Source organism: Streptomyces cacaoi (assembly GCF_006539165.1).
GTDB classification, from domain to species: Bacteria; Actinomycetota; Actinomycetes; order Streptomycetales; family Streptomycetaceae; genus Streptomyces; species Streptomyces cacaoi.
In genome coordinates this window covers 99,099-116,512 of the sequence record NZ_BJMM01000019.1, presented here as the reverse complement: position 1 = coordinate 116,512, position 17,414 = coordinate 99,099, and the positions used below count along the sequence as shown (strand labels likewise).

At 74.3% G+C, this 17,414-nt stretch carries 16 protein-coding genes; 6 read left to right on the top strand and 10 right to left on the bottom strand.

Translation table 11 applies throughout. The features are described 5' to 3' along the window. Nucleotides 1-25 precede the first annotated feature (25 nt). The 3 genes from SCA03_RS18955 to SCA03_RS18945 all read right to left on the bottom strand — a co-directional run bounded on the left by SCA03_RS18955 (nucleotide 26) and on the right by SCA03_RS18945 (nucleotide 4,135). Complete coding sequence (locus SCA03_RS18955; protein WP_030876912.1) at nucleotides 26-421, bottom strand: DUF2795 domain-containing protein; 396 nt, start codon at nucleotides 419-421, stop codon at nucleotides 26-28. Nucleotides 422-476: 55 nt separating this feature from the next. Beyond that, entirely contained in the window at nucleotides 477-1,250 is a 774-nt protein-coding gene (locus SCA03_RS18950) for a VOC family protein (protein WP_030893558.1), read from the bottom strand. Between the two features lie 128 nt (nucleotides 1,251-1,378). Then, nucleotides 1,379-4,135 carry a glycoside hydrolase family 38 N-terminal domain-containing protein gene (locus SCA03_RS18945; RefSeq protein ID WP_141275519.1) on the bottom strand — a complete coding sequence of 919 codons (2,757 nt, stop codon included), beginning with the start codon at nucleotides 4,133-4,135 and terminating at the stop codon, nucleotides 1,379-1,381. 234 nt (nucleotides 4,136-4,369) lie between these two features. Between SCA03_RS18945 and SCA03_RS18940 the strand changes: the two genes are divergently transcribed. Both SCA03_RS18940 and SCA03_RS18935 read left to right on the top strand, forming a co-directional pair. After that, nucleotides 4,370-4,822, top strand: a complete 453-nt coding sequence (locus SCA03_RS18940) for a MarR family winged helix-turn-helix transcriptional regulator (protein ID WP_030876899.1) — start codon at nucleotides 4,370-4,372, stop codon at nucleotides 4,820-4,822. 121 nt (nucleotides 4,823-4,943) lie between these two features. Then, nucleotides 4,944-6,668: an MFS transporter gene (locus SCA03_RS18935; protein WP_141275518.1), complete on the top strand. Its 1,725-nt coding sequence runs from the start codon at nucleotides 4,944-4,946 to the stop codon at nucleotides 6,666-6,668. A gap of 323 nt (nucleotides 6,669-6,991) precedes the next feature. Here the strand turns inward: SCA03_RS18935 and SCA03_RS18930 are convergent, their stop codons facing one another. From SCA03_RS18930 to SCA03_RS18905, 7 genes are all read right to left on the bottom strand, one after another. Next, on the bottom strand, nucleotides 6,992-8,254 hold the full coding sequence (locus tag SCA03_RS18930; protein ID WP_051855887.1) for a CehA/McbA family metallohydrolase: 1,263 nt from the start codon (nucleotides 8,252-8,254) through the stop codon (nucleotides 6,992-6,994). Between the two features lie 4 nt (nucleotides 8,255-8,258). Beyond that, nucleotides 8,259-9,452: an ABC transporter ATP-binding protein gene (locus tag SCA03_RS18925; protein WP_141275517.1), complete on the bottom strand. Its 1,194-nt coding sequence runs from the start codon at nucleotides 9,450-9,452 to the stop codon at nucleotides 8,259-8,261. Continuing rightward, nucleotides 9,452-10,366 carry a carbohydrate ABC transporter permease gene (locus SCA03_RS18920; protein WP_230988806.1) on the bottom strand — a complete coding sequence of 305 codons (915 nt, stop codon included), beginning with the start codon at nucleotides 10,364-10,366 and terminating at the stop codon, nucleotides 9,452-9,454. Before SCA03_RS18920 ends, SCA03_RS18925 begins: the two co-directional genes overlap by 1 nt. Continuing rightward, complete coding sequence (locus tag SCA03_RS18915; protein ID WP_078872831.1) at nucleotides 10,363-11,397, bottom strand: carbohydrate ABC transporter permease; 1,035 nt, start codon at nucleotides 11,395-11,397, stop codon at nucleotides 10,363-10,365. Before SCA03_RS18915 ends, SCA03_RS18920 begins: the two co-directional genes overlap by 4 nt. Beyond that, nucleotides 11,372-12,772: an extracellular solute-binding protein gene (locus tag SCA03_RS18910; RefSeq protein ID WP_086814280.1), complete on the bottom strand. Its 1,401-nt coding sequence runs from the start codon at nucleotides 12,770-12,772 to the stop codon at nucleotides 11,372-11,374. The genes SCA03_RS18915 and SCA03_RS18910 overlap by 26 nt, the downstream gene beginning before the upstream one ends. Before the next feature lie 129 nt (nucleotides 12,773-12,901). Then, entirely contained in the window at nucleotides 12,902-13,069 is a 168-nt protein-coding gene (locus tag SCA03_RS35170; protein ID WP_169729602.1) for a hypothetical protein, read from the bottom strand. 14 nt (nucleotides 13,070-13,083) lie between these two features. Continuing rightward, nucleotides 13,084-13,440: a PRC-barrel domain-containing protein gene (locus SCA03_RS18905; protein ID WP_030876871.1), complete on the bottom strand. Its 357-nt coding sequence runs from the start codon at nucleotides 13,438-13,440 to the stop codon at nucleotides 13,084-13,086. Between the two features lie 217 nt (nucleotides 13,441-13,657). Here SCA03_RS18905 and SCA03_RS18900 point away from each other — a divergent pair, with 217 nt between their 5' ends. From SCA03_RS18900 to SCA03_RS18885, 4 genes are all read left to right on the top strand, one after another. Next, complete coding sequence (locus SCA03_RS18900) at nucleotides 13,658-13,999, top strand: hypothetical protein (RefSeq protein WP_086814276.1); 342 nt, start codon at nucleotides 13,658-13,660, stop codon at nucleotides 13,997-13,999. A 188-nt stretch (nucleotides 14,000-14,187) separates the two neighbouring features. Continuing rightward, a complete protein-coding gene (locus tag SCA03_RS18895) occupies nucleotides 14,188-15,555 on the top strand; it encodes an ABC transporter substrate-binding protein (protein ID WP_086814273.1) in 1,368 nt (455 codons plus the stop codon). Beyond that, nucleotides 15,552-16,436 (top strand): carbohydrate ABC transporter permease, encoded by an 885-nt coding sequence (locus SCA03_RS18890; protein WP_051855879.1) that lies wholly within the window; start codon nucleotides 15,552-15,554, stop codon nucleotides 16,434-16,436. The genes SCA03_RS18895 and SCA03_RS18890 overlap by 4 nt, the downstream gene beginning before the upstream one ends. After that, nucleotides 16,433-17,296 (top strand): carbohydrate ABC transporter permease, encoded by an 864-nt coding sequence (locus tag SCA03_RS18885; RefSeq protein WP_086814271.1) that lies wholly within the window; start codon nucleotides 16,433-16,435, stop codon nucleotides 17,294-17,296. The genes SCA03_RS18890 and SCA03_RS18885 overlap by 4 nt, the downstream gene beginning before the upstream one ends. Nucleotides 17,297-17,414: the final 118 nt, after the last annotated feature.

Here is a 17,414-nt window from a genome sequence, read left to right as displayed (position 1 = left end):
CGGGGTCCGCGGGTGCGGAGCCCGTTCAGTGCTTGCCGGACTCGGTGCCGATGCCGAGGCCCTCGGACAGCTCCTGGATGTTGCTGTAGCGGGCGTCGGCCGGCAGCCGGGCGGCCAGGTCCAGCAGCCGGTCCGGGGCGTGCTCGGCGCGCAGCGCGTCCAGCACCTCCTCGCGCCCCGTCGGGTACAGATGCCGGCCCAGGTACTGGGCGATCTCGGAGCGCAGCTCGACGTCACGCGGGGTCATGCCGTCGGGCGCGGCCCCGGTGCGCAGGGCGAGCGGGTCGCGGGCCGCCTCCGGCTGGTCCTCGCCGGAGGGCTCCATCTCGCGGAACTCCGTGCGGTTGGAGCGCAGATCGCCCTGGAGCCGCTTCTTGGCCTCTTCGTCCTGGAGACGTCCGGCCTTGTCGTTCTCCTGCATGTCGTGCTCCTTGCTCGGATGTGCTTCTCCGCGCGGGCGCCGGGGCGGCGGACGGTCACACCGTGCCGAGGAGGCGGAAGGGGGCGCCCTTCGGGTCGAACAGCGTCGCCGTCCGGCCCAGCGGGCCCTCCCGCGGCCGTGTCACCTGCGCGGCCCGGCCTCCGCCGGGGCGCTCGGCCGCCGCCACCGCCGCGTCCAGGTCGGGTACCCGGAAATAGGGTTCCCATCGCGTGCGGATCGCCGGGTCGGGCGGCGCCTCCAGGGCTCCGCCGCGTATCCCGGCCACGGGCTGGCCGTCCGCGCGCACCACGATCTCCTCGTACCCCTCCTCGTAGGTGACCGCGTGCCGGGGGTCGTCGGTCCACTGGAAGACCTCGCCGTAGAACAGCGCGGCGGCGAAGGCGTCCCGGGTGTGCAGCTGGAGCCAGGCGGGGGCGCCGCGCTCGCCGACCGCCCAGGAGGCGGGGGTCTCGCCCTGCCACAGGCCGAACGGCGCGCCGAACGGGTCGGCGGCGATCACCACCCGGCCGTCGCCGGCGCGCAGCGGGCCCACGCCGACGGTGCCGCCGCGTTCGGCGATCCGCTCGGTGACCTGGTCGGCGTCCGTGACCAGGAAGAAGACGGTCCAGCGCTCGTGTGCGCCCTCGGAGGTGGCCAGGGCGCTGAGCCCGGCGACGGGGCTGCCGTCCGCGAGCGCGACCCGCTCGTCGGGCCCCTCTGCCGCCGGGGCGAAGGTCCATCCCATGACGGGTCCGAAGAAGTCCTCCGCGGTCTGGGGTTCGGGGGTCATCAGGCTGACCCAGCAGGGGACTCCGCCCAGTGAAGCCATGTCTGCGCCTTCCGCTTCGGGCTCGTCCGGCCGGATACCGGAATTGCAGGCGTCTCCATCCCCTCAACAGGTTACAGAAACCCGCAATTCCGGCATCCCGGGCGGGTGCGCCGGCCCTGCCCGGGGGCTCAGCGCTCCAGCCGGAACGTGGCGATCTCCCAGGGGCGCAGCGCGACCCGCAGCCGCGCCCCCTCCACCGCCGACTCCGCGCCCGGCCTGCCCAGCAGATCCGTGCGGCGTGCGGCCCGCAGCCCGGGCAGGGACAGGACGGCCGTCACCGGCTGCGGCGTCTGCGCGACGATCCGCACCTCCAGGCCGCCCTCCCGCTCCCGCACCGCGCTGAGGACGACGCCGTCGCCCGTCAGCCGCAGCCCCTCGGCCGCACCCGGCAGCCGCGCACCGGCCGGTGCCGTACCGGGCAGCGCGAGGAGCGGATGCCGGAACAGCTCGGCGGCCCGGTGCACGCCCGCGCCGTGCCACGGGCCGGCGTGCGGCAGCAGCCCGAAGGAGACGGTGCGCCGGCCGTGGCACTGGGCCTGCGGCGTGGCGAACTCGCCGCCCGCCGGCTCGTCCCGCCACACGTGCCGGTTGCGGGACATCCGGCCGGTTGCCCGCAGCAGGGTGAGCGCCAACTCGGCGCCGCCGTCGACGAGTTCGTACTCGGTGGGATGCTCCAGCAGGACGGCGGCGCCCCCGGCGGCGACGAAGGCCGACGCCGGGAAGGTGGGCACCGGCTCCTCCCCGAAGCCGCCCTCGGCCCGGACGCCGCGCTCCACGACGGCGAACTGGCCCTCCGCGCAGGAGACCCGGGCGCGCCGCGGCAGCGGCACGTGCAGCCGCACCCGGTGGTCGTCGGCGCGGTTGTCGAACGAGACGGTCAGCCGGACGAACGGCTCTCCGGCGCGCAGCTCGACCCGCGTGGTGACCGGGACCTCGACGGTCCGGGCCGAGCGCGCATCGCCGGTGAAGTCCCCGGCCACCGGCCAGACACAGCGGCGCTCGACCTCCCAGGCGCCGATCAGCGGGCCCTCGGCCGCCTGCCGGATGTGCACCTCGGCCGGCCGGTCGACCGGCTCCTCGTGCGCGGGCGGGGCGTAGTTGTAGGTGTCGCCGAGGTCGCCGCCGTCGACGATGCGGCCCGCGCCGGTCAGTGCGGCGCCGTCCGCGCCCTGCGCCGAGACGGTGCCGTCCTCGGCGACACGCACCGTCAGCAGCCCGTTGGCCAGGCAGGGCCCGCCCCGGCCGGTGGCCCGCACCGCGTGCTCGGGGCCCGCGGCGCGGCCGGGTTCGGCGCGTACGGCGGTGCGGCCCAGCGCCGGCACGGGCACCAGCGCCGCGACGGTCTGCCGCGGCTCCGCCTCGATCCGCACCCGCCACTCGCCCTCGGCGCCCGCCAGCGCACGCCGCACGTCGGCGACGTCGAACGGCCGCTCACCGCGGCGGTCCACCGTGAAGTGCAGCAGCCGCCGGGCGTGGTCGGCCCGCCAGCCGGTGATCTCCCGGCCGTACAGCTCGCTGCCGTGCACCCGGGCCAGCACCAGGGGCAGCCGCTCGGCCGGCACCGTGTCGTCCGCGAGCAGCGTCGGCCCGGCGGCCAGGCGCTGGGTGGGCAGGGTGCGCCCCTCGGCGTCCCGCAGCCGCACCGGCCCCTCTCCGGCGACGTCCAGCTCGACCAGGCCGGTGCGCGGCTCCGGCGTCGGGTTGAGCACCAGATGCGCGGTGTGCGGCACGGCGGCCGCGAGCCCCCGGGCCGTCATGTCCCGTACGGCGCGGCCCAGTTGTTCCGCCTCGGCCATCCGCGCCGCGACCTGCTGCGCCGTCTCGTCGCAGCCGCAGCCGGTGACCGAGTCGTGACACGAGACCTCGATCAGCCGCTGCCAGGCCATGTCCAGGAACCGCCGCGCGTCCCCGTCGAACCAGAGCGCCGCCAGCGGCTCCGCGTACCGCTCGACGGTGCGCTCCGCCCGCGCCATGGCCTGCTTGAGCCCGATCCGCGCCGAGAACACCCCCGGCAGGATGTTCGCCCGCGCGTGGCTGCGCAGCTCGCCGTGGACCGGGCGCAGCCCCTCGGTGGTGGTGGGCTGTGCCGCGAAGTACTCGGCGAGCGTGGCCAGTCGGAGCCGCACTCCGCCGCCGTTGCCGGTGCCGGCCTCGCTCTTGTCCACGGCGGCGTTGTGCCGCTCCAGCAGGTCGGCGAGGTCCGCCGCGGGTGCGGTGTGGTCCGAGCCGTACATGGCCAGCATCGGGGAGCCGTCCGGCCGCCAGGGGCGCAGCTTCGCGGCGACGTCGGCGGCGCGCTCGGCCACCCGGACCGGATCGTCGAACAGCCCCGCGGCGCTGCCGTATCCGCCGCCCGCCAGGTACTCGGTGCGCACGGCCGTGCCGTCCGGCGCGACCCAGGCGAAGGCGTGCGCGTCCACCCGCGCGGGCACCCCGCGCCACACACACGCGTGCGCGAGCCCCGCGCCGCGCAGGATCTGCGGCATCTGGGCGCAGTGGCCGAACATGTCCGGCAGATAGCCGACGCGCATCGTGCCCGCCTCGCCCAGCCCGGCAGCGCGGTGCAGGCCCCGCTCCAGGTTGCGCACGATGTTCTCGCCCGAGCACAGGAACTCGTCCAGCAGGATCTGCCAGGGGCCGACCGCCAGCCGGCCCGCGCGGACCAGCGCCGTCAGCCGCTTCCGCTGCTCGGGGCGCACCTCCAGATAGTCGTCGACGGCGACCGCCTGGCCGTCCAGGGTGAAGCGCTGCCGGGGGTCGCCCTCCATCCGGTCGAGCAACTCGTCCAGGAGGCCGACGAGTTGGAGCCGGAACTGCTGGAACGGGAGATACCACTCCCGGTCCCAGTGGGTGTGCGGGACGATCACCAGCTCGTCGGCTGCCATACGGCCTTCCCCTCCCTGTCGCCTCCCCACGCGGCCGGTCCGCGCCCACCGCTCCCCCTGCCCTGCCCGGCGCCTCCCCATCCGTTCCGGCCGCACGGAGACGGGGCGGAGGCGGGGCGGAACGCAGCGGGCACGGGGCGCGGGAGCGGCGGCAGCAGTCAGGGGTGCGGGAACGGAGGCGCGAACGGAGCCGGAAAGGTTGTTTCGTCGTACACGTAGATACACAATGGGGATATGCATAAGCGGGTTATGGATTCGGCCGGGCCGGCCCCGGACGATCTGATGCTCTCCGTCGAGCAACTGGTCCGGCACGTCCGGCACAGCGCCACGGCGGGCGGCCTGTCCACCGCCGCCTCCTCCGCGCTGGGCCGCCTCGGCCGCGAGGGCCCCCAGCGGCTGTCCGAACTGGCCCGCGCCGAGGGCGTCTCGCAGCCGAACATGACACAGCTGGTCACCCGCATGGAACGCGCCGGACTGGTCCGCCGGACCGCCGACAGCAGCGACGGCCGCGGCGTCCTGGTGGAGGCCACCGCCGCCGGCCTCGACGTGTTCCGGCAGCGGCGCGCCGAACGCACCGAGGCCCTGCGGGAGTTGATCGAGGAGCTGACCGAGGAAGAGCAGCACGCGGTACAGCTCGCCCTCCCGGCGCTGGCCCGCGCCATCGCGGACCGGCGGGAGCGCCCCTGACCCCGGGCTCCCCCGCCCCCGGCAGACCTCGGCGCACCCCACGCACACCAGGGCGCACCGCCGTGCGGCCCGCGCACCCGCTGTGCACCCCACACCCCAACCGCTCGGAAGAGAAGCCGACATGAGTGCATCGCACGGGAAGCCCGCAAGTCCGTTCAAGCAGCCGAAGGCCGTCTGGGCGGTCGCGTTCGCCTGCGTGATCTCGTTCATGGGCATCGGGCTGGTCGACCCGATCCTGCCCGCCCTCGCCGAGAGCCTCGACGCCTCGCCCAGCCAGGTCTCCCTCCTGTTCAGCAGCTATCTGATCGTCACGGCCGTCGCCATGCTGTTCGTCGGCTGGGTCTCCAGCCGGATCGGCGCCAAGCGCACCCTGGTCACCGGGCTCGCGGTGATCGTCGTCTTCGCCGCGCTGGCGGGCGCGACGGACTCCATCAACGGCATCGTCGGCTTCCGGGCCGGCTGGGGCCTGGGCAACGCCCTGTTCATCGCCACCTCCCTCGCCGTGATCGTCGCCTCGGCGAGCGGCGGGTTCGGCGGGGCGATCATCCTGTACGAGACCGCACTCGGGCTCGGCATCGCCGTGGGGCCGCTGCTCGGCGGGGAGTTGGGCGCCATCAGCTGGCGCGGCCCGTTCTTCGGCGTCGCCGTCCTGATGGCCATAGCCCTGACCGCCACGCTCGCGTTCGTCCCCCGCTCGCCCAAGCCGCCCCGCCCCACCTCCCCGGTGGCCCCGCTCAAGGCACTGCGCCACCGCGGACTGCTCACCATGGGCATCATGGCCCTGCTGTACAACTGGGGCTTCTTCACCATGCTGGGGTACGCGCCCTACCCGATGCAGCTGGGCGCCCACGAGCTGGGCCTCGTCTTCACCGGCTGGGGCCTGCTCGTGGCGGCCTTCAGCGTGTTCTTCGCACCCCGCCTCCAGGCCCGGTTCGGCACCGCACCGGTGCTGTACGCGAATCTGCTCGGCCTCGCCGTGGTGATGAGCGTCATCGCCGCGGGCGTGACCACCCCGAAGGTCGTCATCGTGGCCGTCATCGTCAGCGGCGCCTTCATCGGGATCAACAACACCCTCACCACCCAGGCCGTCATGCTCGTCTCGCCCGTCGAACGCCCGGTGGCCTCCTCCGCGTACGGCTTCCTGCGCTTCATCGGCGGCGGTCTGGCCCCCTACGTCGCGGGCAAGCTCGCCGACGCCACCGATCTGGGCGTGCCCTTCTACGTCGCGGCGGCCGCCTTCCTCGTGGCCATTCCCGTGCTGGCCAGCGGGCACCGGCTGGTCCGCGCCGCCGAACAGGACACCGGCGAGGGCGAGTCCGTCCAGCCCGCCGCTCCCGTGCTCACCCGGGTCGGCCCGGCCGCGGCGGCGGACGGACCGCCGCTCGTCGTCGCCGTCGGGTCGCACGGTGACGCCGCCGCCGTCGTCGACGCCGCCGCCGGGCTCGCCCGGGACGCCGGGAGCCCGCTGGAGATCGTGCACGTCCACCAGACCGCCGTCGTCGACGAACAGGCCGCCGACACCGAGAGCGAAGCGCGGGCACGCGCGGCCGTGACCGCGCACCTCGACCGGCTGAGCGCGCGCGGCATCCCCGCCGGCGGGCAGGTGCTGAGCAGCGTCGGCGACCATGCCGCCGCCGGACGGGTCCTGGCCCGCTACGCCGAGGAGGTGGGGGCCACCACCGTCGCGGTCGGCCGCTCCCCGCACGGCTCGCTCGTCCAGTTCGGCGAGGGCAGCCTGACGAGCGCCCTCACCCACACCGCCCCCTGCACGGTGATCCTCCTCGACCCCGACACCCCACCCCGCCCCCTGACCCCCTCGACCCTGACCACCCTCCGCACCGAGTAGCCCCCAAAAGAAGCCCGCCCGGCACACACACCAAGCCCGCCCGGCACACACACCAAGCCCGTCCGGCGTTTGAGGACGAGCGCGAGCGACAACCCCGCGACAGCGGAAAGCCGACCACCCACGACAGCCACCCCCAGCCCGTCCGGCGCTTGAGGACGAGCGCGAGCGATCGCACGAACCGACAGCAGAAAGCCGAACACCAACCACACCCACCCCCAGCCCGTCCGGCGCCTGAGGACGAGCGCGAGCGATCGCACCACACGACGACAGAAAGCCGAACGTCAAGCGCAACAAAGGCACGAGGAAAGGCGCAGAGCCCATCGTCACCCGCTGAGGGCGACCACCTCGCACTCCCAGCTCTCCAGGCGGTGCAGCCCCTCCCCCGCCGGGAGCCGCGCACGGTCGGACCGGACGACGGTCCGCTCTCCGTCGGCCCGCACCAGCACCGTCCCCGCGGCGCCGAGCGCCAGCAACTCGTCGCCGTACCGCAGGAGTACGGGCGCGTGCGGCCCGGCGGAGACGGCGGTGCGGCCGTGTGCGATGCCGTCGAGGATCGCCGCGGCGGAGTCGTCCTCGGCGAGCACCCAGGTGGTGGGTGTCCCGGGCGGCCTGCCCTGTGCGGGGTCGTGGAAGTCGCTGCCGCCGAGCGGGACGAGGCCGGGCCGCCAGGCAGCGGCCCAGGCGAGCGGTCCGGCGTCGCGCCGGTCGGTCCAGGTGTGGTGCCACAGTTCGGCGTGCCGGGGCCGTCGTCCGGCGAAGGGCAGTTCCCAGGCGCAGTCGCCGGCGAGGGGATGGTTGACGGAGAGGATGCCGCCGGCGGCTTCGGCGTCGTCGAGCCAACGGGCGGCGGGGGCGCGGAAGTCGATCCAGCCGGTGTCGCCGAGGACGTTGGCGTGGCCGAGGTCGGTGGTGACCTCCTGGCCGGGCAGCAGGGTGATGCCCTGGCGGCGTCCGGCGGCGGCGAGCGACGGGTGGTGGCTGACGGTGTTGTGGTCGGTGACGGCGAGGAAGTCGAGGCCCTCGGCGGCGCCGCGGCGGGCGAGTTCGTCGACGGTGAGGCTGCCGTCGCTGTGCAGGGTGTGGGCGTGCAGGTCGCCGGCGAGCCAGCGGGCGCCGTCCAGCGGGGGCACGGGGCGCCGGGTGCGGCGGCGGCCGGGGGGCAGCGGCGGGGGCGGTGTCTCCTCGGGCGCCGCGGGTGCCGGGCCCGCCGGGGTCTCGGTGTGGAGCGTGTACGGCAGTCCGCCGGGCGGTACGCGGTGGAGGCGCAGCAGGATCTGCCAGGTGCCGGGGGTGAGCGGGCCGGGCAGATAGCCGGGGGTGGCCCACTGTTCGGTGACGGTGAACCGGTCCCGGGCGCCGCCGGACCAGCCGCGGAACTCTCCGTCGGGGCCGAGGAGTCCGAGGTCGAGGACGCCCGCGTCGCGCGGGTGGTCGAGCGTCACGGTGAGCGCGGCGGTGCCGGGCGGTACCTCGACGGGCAGCGGCCGCACCGGCTGTGCGGCGCGTTCCTCCATGCTCCAGGTGCCGTGCCGCCGGGTGGCGCGCGCGGTGTGTGCGGCGCGGGTTCCGGGGCGGTGTCCGCTCATCGGCTCACCCTTCGCGCGGGGTGTGGCGGGCGGGCTCCGGCGTGCCGTTCCCCGTACCGGCGGCCGGGGCGGTCACCAGCGCGTCGTCGCGGTAGAGGAGGGCGCGGCCCGCGCGGGGCACGGCGCGCATCCGGTCGCCGGGGCGCGCCTCGTGGTCCTCGTCGACGACGAGTTGGACGCCGGTGCCGTCCGCGCAGGCCAGGGTGACGAGTTGGGCGCTGCCGAGGCTCTCGACGACCTCGACGGTGCCTTCGAGGGCGGGCCGTGCGTCGCCGTCGCCCGCCGGGTCGAGATATTCCGGGCGGATGCCGTAGACGAGTTTCTCGCCGTCGGTGACCGGGGGCGGCGGATCGCCCGGTACGGGCAGCACCGCCCCGCACACCCGCAGGGTGCCGTGCGCCGTGGCCCGCGCGTCGAGCAGGTTCATCGGGGTGGAGCCGATGAAGGAGGCGACGAAGGTGCCGGCGGGGCGGCGGAAGATCTCGGCGGGGGTGCCGACCTGGCGCAGCCGGCCGGTCTCCATGACGGCGATCCGGTCGGCGAGGGCCAGCGCCTCGGCCTGGTCGTGGGTGACGAAGACGGTGGTGACGCCGAGTTCGCGCTGGAGCTTCTTGAGGAAGGTGCGGGCCTCCAGCCGCATCCGTGCGTCGAGGTTGGACAGCGGCTCGTCGAAGAGGAAGACCCGGGGGCGGCAGGCCATGGCGCGGGCGAGGGCCGCGCGCTGCTGCTGGCCGCCGGAGAGTTGACCGGGGCGGCGGCCGGTGAGGTGTCCGAGGCCGAGTTCCGCGGCGGTCTCGCGGGCCCTGGCGGTGCGCTCGGCCCGGCCCGTTTTTCTGACCTTGAGCGGGTAGGCGATGTTCTCCTCGACCGTCATGTGCGGGAAGAGCGCGTAGTCCTGGAAGACCATGGCGATGTCGCGTGCGCCGGGCGGCAGCGCGGTCACGTCGCGGCCGCCGATGTGCAGGGTGCCCGAGGTCGCGGTCTCCAGCCCGGCGATGGTGCGCAGCAGCGTGGACTTGCCGCAGCCGGAGGGGCCGAGGAGTGCGAAGAACTCTCCGTCCCGCACGGTCAGTTCGAGCCCGTCGAGCGCGCGGACACCGCCGGGGTAGACCTTGGTCAGCCGGTCGAGGGCGAGGTCGGCCGGGCGCGCCGGGGATGCCGGGTGTGCTGTGTCTGCTGCGTGTGCGGCTCTCGTCATCAGCCCTTGATCCCTCCGTGGAAACGGAATCCGTAGCGGCGGCTGACGAACAGGAACATCAGCACGACCGGCAGCGAGTACAGCAGCGAGAAGGTGGAGATGAGGGCGAGGTCGGGCTGGCCTCCCTCCGTGTAGAAGGTGTACATCACCACCGCCGCCGGCGACTTGTCGGGCGAGCGCAGCAGCAGGAAGGGGATGAGGAAGTTGCCCCACACCTGGGCGACCGTCCACACCCCGACGGTGGCCAGCCCGGGGCGGACCACGGGCACGACGACGTCCTTGAGCACCCGCAGCGGCGAGGCGCCGAAGACCCGGGCCGACTCCTCGTAGGAGCGCGGCGTGGTGTCCATGAAGTCCTTCAGGATGAAGATGGCGGCCGGCAGCAGCCCACCGGTCAGCACCAGGATCACGCCGAGGTAGGAGTCCACCAGGTTCAGTCCGGCGGCCAGCAGGAAGACCGGCACCATGGCGGCCGTGCCCGTCACGATGGACGAGAGCAGCAGCAGCGCGTAGAGGATCCCGTCCCGCCCGCGGATCCGTACCCGGCTGAGCGCGTAGGCCGCGAGCGCGGAGCAGCCGACGACGAGGACGGCGCTGCCGACGGCGAGCACCAGCGAACTGGCCAGCGAGTGCACGGCGTCGGTGCTGTGCCACAGCCGCTCGAAGTTGCGCAGCGTGAACTCGGGCAGCGAGGCGGTGATGCCCGGGTTCCGGTCGAAGGGCGCGGCGGCCAGCCACAGCAGCGGCAGCGCGAAGAAGGCCAGGACGAGGGCGACGAGGACGTAGGCGCCGACGCCGCGCAGCAGCCGGAGGACGGCCCGGCGCCCCTCGGACGCGCCGCCGGGCGCCTCGTGCGGGGCCGCCGCGCGGTCCTGGTCCGCGCGCAGGGCGCTGCCGTGTGCGGGGGTGCTCATGCCGTGGCCTCCCCCGGGTCGTCCGGGCGGCCCGGTGCGTCCCCGGCGCCCGGCCCGCGCGGCGCGGGAACGTCCGCGGCCGGGCGCCGGCGGGCCCTGCGGCCCCGGCCGAGCAGCCGCAGATAGATCACCGCGACGACGAGATTGATCAGCAGCATCAGGAACGACAGGGCGGCGCCGTAGCCGAGTTCGCCGTTGCCCAGCGCCGTCTTGTAGATGTGGACGGGCAGGATCTCCGAGGCCCCGTCGGGCCCGCCCGCGGTGATGAGGAACGGCGTGAAGTCGTTGAAGGTCCACAGGCTGATCAGCAGCAGATTGGTCAGCACATGGCCGCGGACGCACGGGAGGACGACATCGCGCAGCAGCTGCCATCCGTTCGCGCCCGCCAGCCGTGCCGTCTCCAGGTGCGAGGCGGGCACGTTCCCGAGCGCGGCGCTGTAGAGCATCATCGAGAACGCGGTGCCGCGCCAGATGTTGTAGACGACGATCGACAGCATCGGGTGGTCCAGCAGCCAGGCGGCGCCGGGGGTGTGCAGCAGCGCGTTGAGGGTGCCGCCGTCCCGGTCGAGGAAGGCGATCCACAGGAACGCGACGACCGAGGACGGCAGGATCCAGGCGAGCATCACCAGCGCTTCGAGGGTGGTCTTCAGCCATCCGGTGCGCTCCCGCATCCACCAGGCCAGCGCGAACCCGAGCCCCGCCTGCCCGATGACGGCGGAGCCGAGCACGAACAGCAGGGTGAGCCACAGCGACCGCAGGAACCCGCTGTCGCCGAGCGCCCGGGTGAGGTTGTCCGTGCCGACGAAGGACGGGTCGACCGCGGGGATGCCGGTGAGCCGGTAGTCGGTCGAGCCCAGGTACAGCGTCCAGACGGCGGGCAGCACGAGGAAGAGCGCGACGAGCACGAGCGCCGGCACCACGAACAGCGCGGCCCCGCGCCGGCCGAGCCCGGCCGCGTCCTGCTCCGGCGGGCCGCCGGGCGGTGTGCCGTCCGGGGGCGCGGGCTCAGCCGATGATGCGGTCGTCGCCATCGAGCACCTCCTTCAGCGCGCTGCGGTAGGCCGCGGCGGCTGCCGCCGGGCTCCTGCCGGCGACCACGGCGGCGGTGGCCTCCTGGAGGGCGAGGGAGACGGCGGGGTAGGCGGCGAGCCCGGGCCGGAACGTGGTGACGGGCAGCGCCTTGTCGGCGGCGAAGCGCAGCATCGGATCCCGGTCCAGGACCGCGTCGTTCACATCGTCCCGCTCGGTGATCATCGCGCTGTCGCCGAGCCGGGCGCGCAGGGCGGCGGCCGAGTGCAGCGCGGCCAGCAGCGCGAACGCCTTCCGGGGGTGCCGGGTGTGCGGGTTGAGGACGTGGACGGCGCCGCCGGACAGGCTGACGTGGTCGCGTCCGCCGAGGCCGGCGCCGGGTGCGCGGGCGGGGAAGAGCGCGTAACCGACCTCGTCGTCGCGGCCCTTCATCGGCGCTGTGCCGGTCTTCGGTGCGATCACGTCGCGCCAGAAGTAGTCGCCCTCGGCGAGGATGCCCAGCCGCCCGGTGGCGAACCGCTCGAACGACTTGTCCCGCCCCTTGGCCTCCTGTTGGAGCCGCGGATCCCCCAGCCCGGCCCCGTACACGTCGCGGTAGAAGCCGAGGACGGCGCGCAGCTCGCGGGTGTCGCCGTACCAGCGTTCGCCGTCGCTGATCCGCCCGCCGGCCCCGGTCAGCAGCGGCAGCACGCCCTGCATGGTGGTGGCCTCGCCCATCGCCGTGCCGGCGTTGATCTGGAGCGGGGTGACGCCGTCCAGCCGTTTCAGCCGGCGGGCGGCGGCCAGCACCTCGGCCCAGGAACGCGGCTGCCAGTCGGCGGGCAGACCGGCCCTGCGGAAGAGCGGCCGGTGGAAGAACAGCAGCCGGGCGTCCGTGCCGGCGGGGATGCCGTACAGCTTGCCCTCGAAGCGGGCGAGGGAGCGCACCTTCGGATCGATCTGCGCCCAGCCCGCCCAGTCGACGGCGCGCTCTCCCGCCACCTCCCGCAGCGGGCGGATGTACCGGGCCTGGGCGAACTCCCCGACCCAGATACCGTCCAGCGCCATGACGTCCGGCCCGGCGTGCGCCTTGAGGTCCAGCGCGAGCTTCGTCTTGTACTGCTCGTCGTCGACGCCGCTGGGCGCGAACCGCACCCGCACCGGGGTGCCTTCGGCCCGCTTGCGCCGTTCGAAGCGGGGGACGACCCAGCGGGTGATCCAGTCCGCCTCGTCGGCGTTCTTGCCGCCGGAGACGGCGTTGGTGGCGACGGTGAGCGCCACCTCGCCGTCGGCGCCGGCCCCGCGCGGGTCGAGCGGGCTCCCGCAGGCCGCGAGCGCCGCCGAACCGGCACCGAGGACGGCGGCCCGCACCACGTCCCGCCGCGCGACGCCCCCCATCCGGTCCTCCCTGGCCTCGGTGCGCCCGCGGCGCACGCCGGATCGTGGCGGAAGGCTGACACGCGGCGGGGGCCGCGTAAAGGGCTTCTGCGCGCGGCAGTCGGCGCCGGGGCGGCGCCCGGCGCCGGCTCAGCGGGTCGGGCGTCTCGCGTGGCGCCGGAGGCGCCAGGCGCCGAAGCACAGCGCGAGCACCAGCACGACGATGCCGATGACCAGCAGGTACAGCAGACCCTTGACGATCGTGCCGAAGACACCCAGCACGACCGCGACCAGGACGAGGAAGAGGAACAGCGCCATACCGGCTCCCGCCGTCAGCGGCGCGCGAGGCGGCGTTCCCCGCTCGCGCCGGGCGTGTAGTGCAGGTCGTAGTGCGCGAAGACGGCCGCCTCCCGGTCGGCGGGCAGCTCACCGTCCGTGCTGATCCAGGGGGCGTCCTTGACGGCGCCCTTGTCGTACTTGACCTTCAGGTAATCCGGTCCGACGGTGGCTCCGGCCAGCGGGACGAAGACGAGGCGGTGCTTGGTCGGCATGCCCACCGTCACGGTGGCGAAGGAGGGCCGGTCGGAGGCCGTGTCGACGTACACGGACTCCATCGAGCCGATCTTGCTGCCGCTCTCGTCGACGACGTTGCGGCCACGCCACTCCCGGATGTCCTCCGGTTCGAACATCTCTGCCTCCACGGATGGACTCTTCCTCCATCCTCGCACCGATCGCGCGGGTCCTCTCGTCGGCGCTGTGACCAGCGATTCCACCCGAATCCGCTCGTTCGTGTGAGGACCGCGCCCCGGGCGCATCACCCGCCACACGCGGGGCAGGCAGTGACCGCTTGATCACGGACGGCCCGGCCATCCCGGCGGGCCGCCGCACTCCCCGAGGAGGAACACCATGCGTCTGCGTACCTGCGCGGCGACCGGTCTCGGCGCCGTCGCCCTGGCCCTCACGCTCGCCACCCCCGCCGGAGCCACCACCGGCGACTTCGCCTACACGTACGGCACCCCGGACGGCCCCCGGCAGCAGGTGCTGCACGACCTGCCGAGCCGCCAGTGCGTCACGCTCCCCCAGGCCGCGTCCCCCGGGACGCCGCCCGCGCACTCCCCCAGGAACCGCACCGGCTCCACGGCCGTGGCCTTCACCGGACCGGACTGCACGGGCGAGCACTTCAGCATGCGGCCGGGCACCGGGTACGGCTCGGAGCGGCTGAAGCTGCGCTCGGTGCTGTTCTCCTGACGGGCCGACCGGCCGCCGGGCCGGCCGCGCGGGGCGGCGCGTTCCACCGCCCGCCCCGCCCGCGGCCCCCAACCGCCCCGCCATGACCAGGACTTACCACCGCGCGGGGGTCTGGCCCGGCCCCGCGCCCGCTGCTACCGTCCAGGTCCGCTCCGTCCCGCACGCCCCTGCCGACCGAAAGGGCGCGTATGGCGCACCCGTGGACGACCGCGTACCGGCCGGGCCGCCGTGCCCTGTGCGGCGCCCTGCTCGCCGCGCCGCTGACCGGCTGCGCCGCGCTGACGCCCGGCAGCGGGCCCGACACCTCGCGCACCCGCACCGTGCCGCGCGCCACCGCCGTACCGGCCGGGGACGTCACCCTGCGGCTGACCTTCGCGGACGCGCCGGAGATGGTGGACGCGCTGATCGCCGCCTTCCACAAGCGGCACCCGAACGTGCGGATCGAGCCCGCCTACACGCAGTTCGCCGACTACGTGAAGAGCCTCAAGCTGACCATGGCCTCGGAAACCGCCCCCGATCTGGCCCAGTTCGCCGTCGGCATGAACGACGTCGCGGCCCGCGGCGACATCCTCGACCTCACGCCCTACCGGGACGCCTACGGCTGGCGCGAGCGCTTCCCCGCCACCGCGCTCGACCAGCTCGCCGGCTCCGGTCCGGGCGCCGGCCGGCATCTGTTCGGCGTGCCCGCCGGTCTGTCGATGACCGGCATCTACTACGACAAGCGGCGCGCCGCCCGCGCCGGGGTGCGGCGCCCGCCGCGCACCCTGGACGAGTTCGAGGCCCAACTGGCCGCCGCGCGCCGGGCGGGGATGACCCCGCTGGGCGTCGGCGCGCTGGACTCCGGCGGGCTGCACCTGTGGGCCGGGCTGATCAACAACGCGATGCCGCCCCGCGACTACCGGGCCTGGGTCAAGGGCGAGCCCGGCGCCACCATCCGCACACCCGCGACGCTGCGCGCCACCCGGCGGCTGGTGGACTGGAGCCGCCGCGGCTATCTCAGCGAGTCCGCCAACGGCACCACGCAGGTCGACTCGACGGGCGGGTTCATCCGCGGCGGCAGTGCCGGCAGCGTCTTCCTCGTCAACGGCAACTGGGCGGCGGGGCAGGTGGCCGAGGCCATGGGAGAGCGGGCCGGCTTCTTCCTGATGCCCGCCGAGCGTGCGCACGCCCGGGCGATGGCCTCCGGCTTCAGCGTCAGCTACGCGATCTCGGCACGCACCCGGCACCCGCAGGCGGCCGGCGCCTTTCTGGACTTCCTGGCCTCCCGCGCCTCCGCGAAGCTCGTCAGCGGCTTCGGATTCCTGCCGCCGGACGGGCCCGGCGACACGTCCGTCCCCGTGCCGGAGGGCGTGCTGGGCGAAGTGGCCCGCGCCCACCGCCGGGTGACCGCCGACGACGGCATGAACCACTTCCCCGACTTCACGGCGCCCGACATGCTCGACCCGCTGCGCGCCGGTGTGCAGAAACTCATCGCGGACCGCACCACCCCGGGCGAGTTCCTCGACTCCCTCCAGGACGTGTGGCGCGAGCACTACAGCCGGGGAGGCGGCCGATGACCGCCCGGGGGCGTACCCGCGGCGGCCGGCGGCTGCGCGGCTATCTGTTCGTGCTGCCGGCGCTGGCCGTCTATCTGGCCTTCGCCGTGCTGCCCGCGCTGCACACCGCCTATCTGTCGCTGTTCGACTGGGACGGGGTGACGCTGGGCAGCTGGGCGGGCCTGGACAACTACCGGCGGGTGTTCACCGATCCGGCGCTGCGCGGCTCGGTGGTCAACGCGCTGGTGCTGGTGGTCTTCTTCGCGCTGCTGCCGATCCTGGCGGGGCTGCTGCTGACGGCGCTGCTGGCCCGGCACCGGCGCCCGGGCATGGCCGGCTACCGGCTGCTGTTCATGCTGCCGCAGGTCGTCCCGCTGGTCGCGGTGGGCGTCACCTGGCGCTGGCTGTACGGCGAGGACGGGCTGGTCAACGAGGCGCTCGACGCGGTCGGCCTGGGCGGGTTCACCCGGGCCTGGCTGGGCGACTTCGACTGGGCGCTGATCGCCGTCGGTCTGGTGGGCACCTGGGTGCTGAGCGGGCTGTGCATGATGCTGTTCCTCAGCGGGGTGCACAAGGTCGATCCGCAGCTGTACGAGGCGGCGCGGCTGGACGGCGCGGGGCCGGTGCGGGAGTTCGTCTCCGTGACGCTGCCCCAGCTGCGCGGTGAGCTGGCGGTGGCGCTGACGGTGACGACGGTGGCCGCGCTGGCGAGCTTCGACATCGTCTATGTCACCACCGGCGGCGGTCCCGGCGAGGAGACGACCGTGCCGGGGCTGCTGATCTACCGGCTGGCGTTCTCCGCCGGGAAGGTGGGGCTGGCCTCGGCGCTCGGTGTGGTGCTGAGCCTGCTCATCCTCGTCATCGTCTACCTCGTCAACCGGCTGTCGAGGACGCCGTCATGAGGGCGGGGACACCGACGCGGAGGGCGGGCGCGGGGCGGACGGCGTCGCACACCGAACGCTGGGGCGGCTACGGCCTGTTGACGGTGCTGGCCGCGGCCGTCGTCGTCCCGTTCCTCAATGTGTTCCTGGCCTCGATGCAGCCCTCGGGCAAGCCGGTGACGGGCATGTCCTGGCCGCAGCGGTGGAGCCTGGACAACTACCGGGAGGCGTGGTCGGTCGCGGGCTTCTCGGAGCTGATGCGCTCCAGCCTGGTCATCGCCGTCGGCGTGGTCCCGGCGACGCTGGTGCTGGCCGCACTCGCCGGCTACGCGCTGGGCACGATGCGGCTGCCGGGCGGGGACGGCGTCGCCGCGCTGTTCGTCGCGGGGCTGACGATCCCCGTCGAACTCGTCGTCGTACCGCTCTACTTCGATCTGCGCGGCATCGGGCTGACGGACTCCTACCTCGGCGTGATCCTGGTGGAGATCGCACTGTTCCTGCCGTTCGGCGTCTTCTGGATGCGCACCCACTTCCGGGCGGCGCCCGCCTCGCTGGTGGAGGCGGCCCGGATCGACGGCGCCTCGTCGCTGACGATCCTCTTCCGGGTGCTGCTGCCGCTGGCCAGGCCGCCTCTGATGACGCTGGGCGTACTGGTGTTCATGTGGTCGTGGAACCAGTTCCTGCTGGTGCTGGTGCTCGTCCAGGACGCCACCAAGCGCACCGCTCCGGCCGGGCTGGGCTTCTTCGTGGGGCAGAACAACACGGATGTGCCGATGCTCGCGGCGGGCACCGTGCTGGTGATGCTGCCCATCACACTGCTGTATCTGATCTTCCAACGCAGCTTTGTCGCCGGGCTGTTGCAGGGCGCCTTCAAGGGGTGAGCCGGGGCGGCGGGGAAGGCCGCCGCCTTCTCGACGGAAGGTCGTCGTCCCCGCACGGGGGGTTACCACGCGTAAGTGAGCACGCTACGCGCGGAGTTCATCCATTGTTCACCGTACG

Bases quoted from the DNA above. Each gene is read 5' to 3' on its own strand.
- SCA03_RS18925 (WP_141275517.1), bottom strand. From the start codon at position 9,452: ATGACGAGAGCCGCACACGCAGCAGACACAGCACACCCGGCATCCCCG.
- SCA03_RS18915 (WP_078872831.1), bottom strand. From the start codon at position 11,397: ATGGCGACGACCGCATCATCGGCTGAGCCCGCGCCCCCGGACGGCACA.
- SCA03_RS18945 (WP_141275519.1), bottom strand. From the start codon at position 4,135: ATGGCAGCCGACGAGCTGGTGATCGTCCCGCACACCCACTGGGACCGG.
- SCA03_RS18885 (WP_086814271.1), top strand. From the start codon at position 16,433: ATGAGGGCGGGGACACCGACGCGGAGGGCGGGCGCGGGGCGGACGGCG.
- SCA03_RS18955 (WP_030876912.1), bottom strand. From the start codon at position 421: ATGCAGGAGAACGACAAGGCCGGACGTCTCCAGGACGAAGAGGCCAAG.
- SCA03_RS18935 (WP_141275518.1), top strand. From the start codon at position 4,944: ATGAGTGCATCGCACGGGAAGCCCGCAAGTCCGTTCAAGCAGCCGAAG.
- SCA03_RS18910 (WP_086814280.1), bottom strand. From the start codon at position 12,772: ATGGGGGGCGTCGCGCGGCGGGACGTGGTGCGGGCCGCCGTCCTCGGT.
- SCA03_RS18930 (WP_051855887.1), bottom strand. From the start codon at position 8,254: ATGAGCGGACACCGCCCCGGAACCCGCGCCGCACACACCGCGCGCGCC.
- SCA03_RS18940 (WP_030876899.1), top strand. From the start codon at position 4,370: ATGCATAAGCGGGTTATGGATTCGGCCGGGCCGGCCCCGGACGATCTG.
- SCA03_RS18950 (WP_030893558.1), bottom strand. From the start codon at position 1,250: ATGGCTTCACTGGGCGGAGTCCCCTGCTGGGTCAGCCTGATGACCCCC.
- SCA03_RS35170 (WP_169729602.1), bottom strand. From the start codon at position 13,069: ATGGCGCTGTTCCTCTTCCTCGTCCTGGTCGCGGTCGTGCTGGGTGTC.
- SCA03_RS18905 (WP_030876871.1), bottom strand. From the start codon at position 13,440: ATGTTCGAACCGGAGGACATCCGGGAGTGGCGTGGCCGCAACGTCGTC.
- SCA03_RS18890 (WP_051855879.1), top strand. From the start codon at position 15,552: ATGACCGCCCGGGGGCGTACCCGCGGCGGCCGGCGGCTGCGCGGCTAT.
- SCA03_RS18895 (WP_086814273.1), top strand. From the start codon at position 14,188: ATGGCGCACCCGTGGACGACCGCGTACCGGCCGGGCCGCCGTGCCCTG.
- SCA03_RS18900 (WP_086814276.1), top strand. From the start codon at position 13,658: ATGCGTCTGCGTACCTGCGCGGCGACCGGTCTCGGCGCCGTCGCCCTG.
- SCA03_RS18920 (WP_230988806.1), bottom strand. From the start codon at position 10,366: ATGAGCACCCCCGCACACGGCAGCGCCCTGCGCGCGGACCAGGACCGC.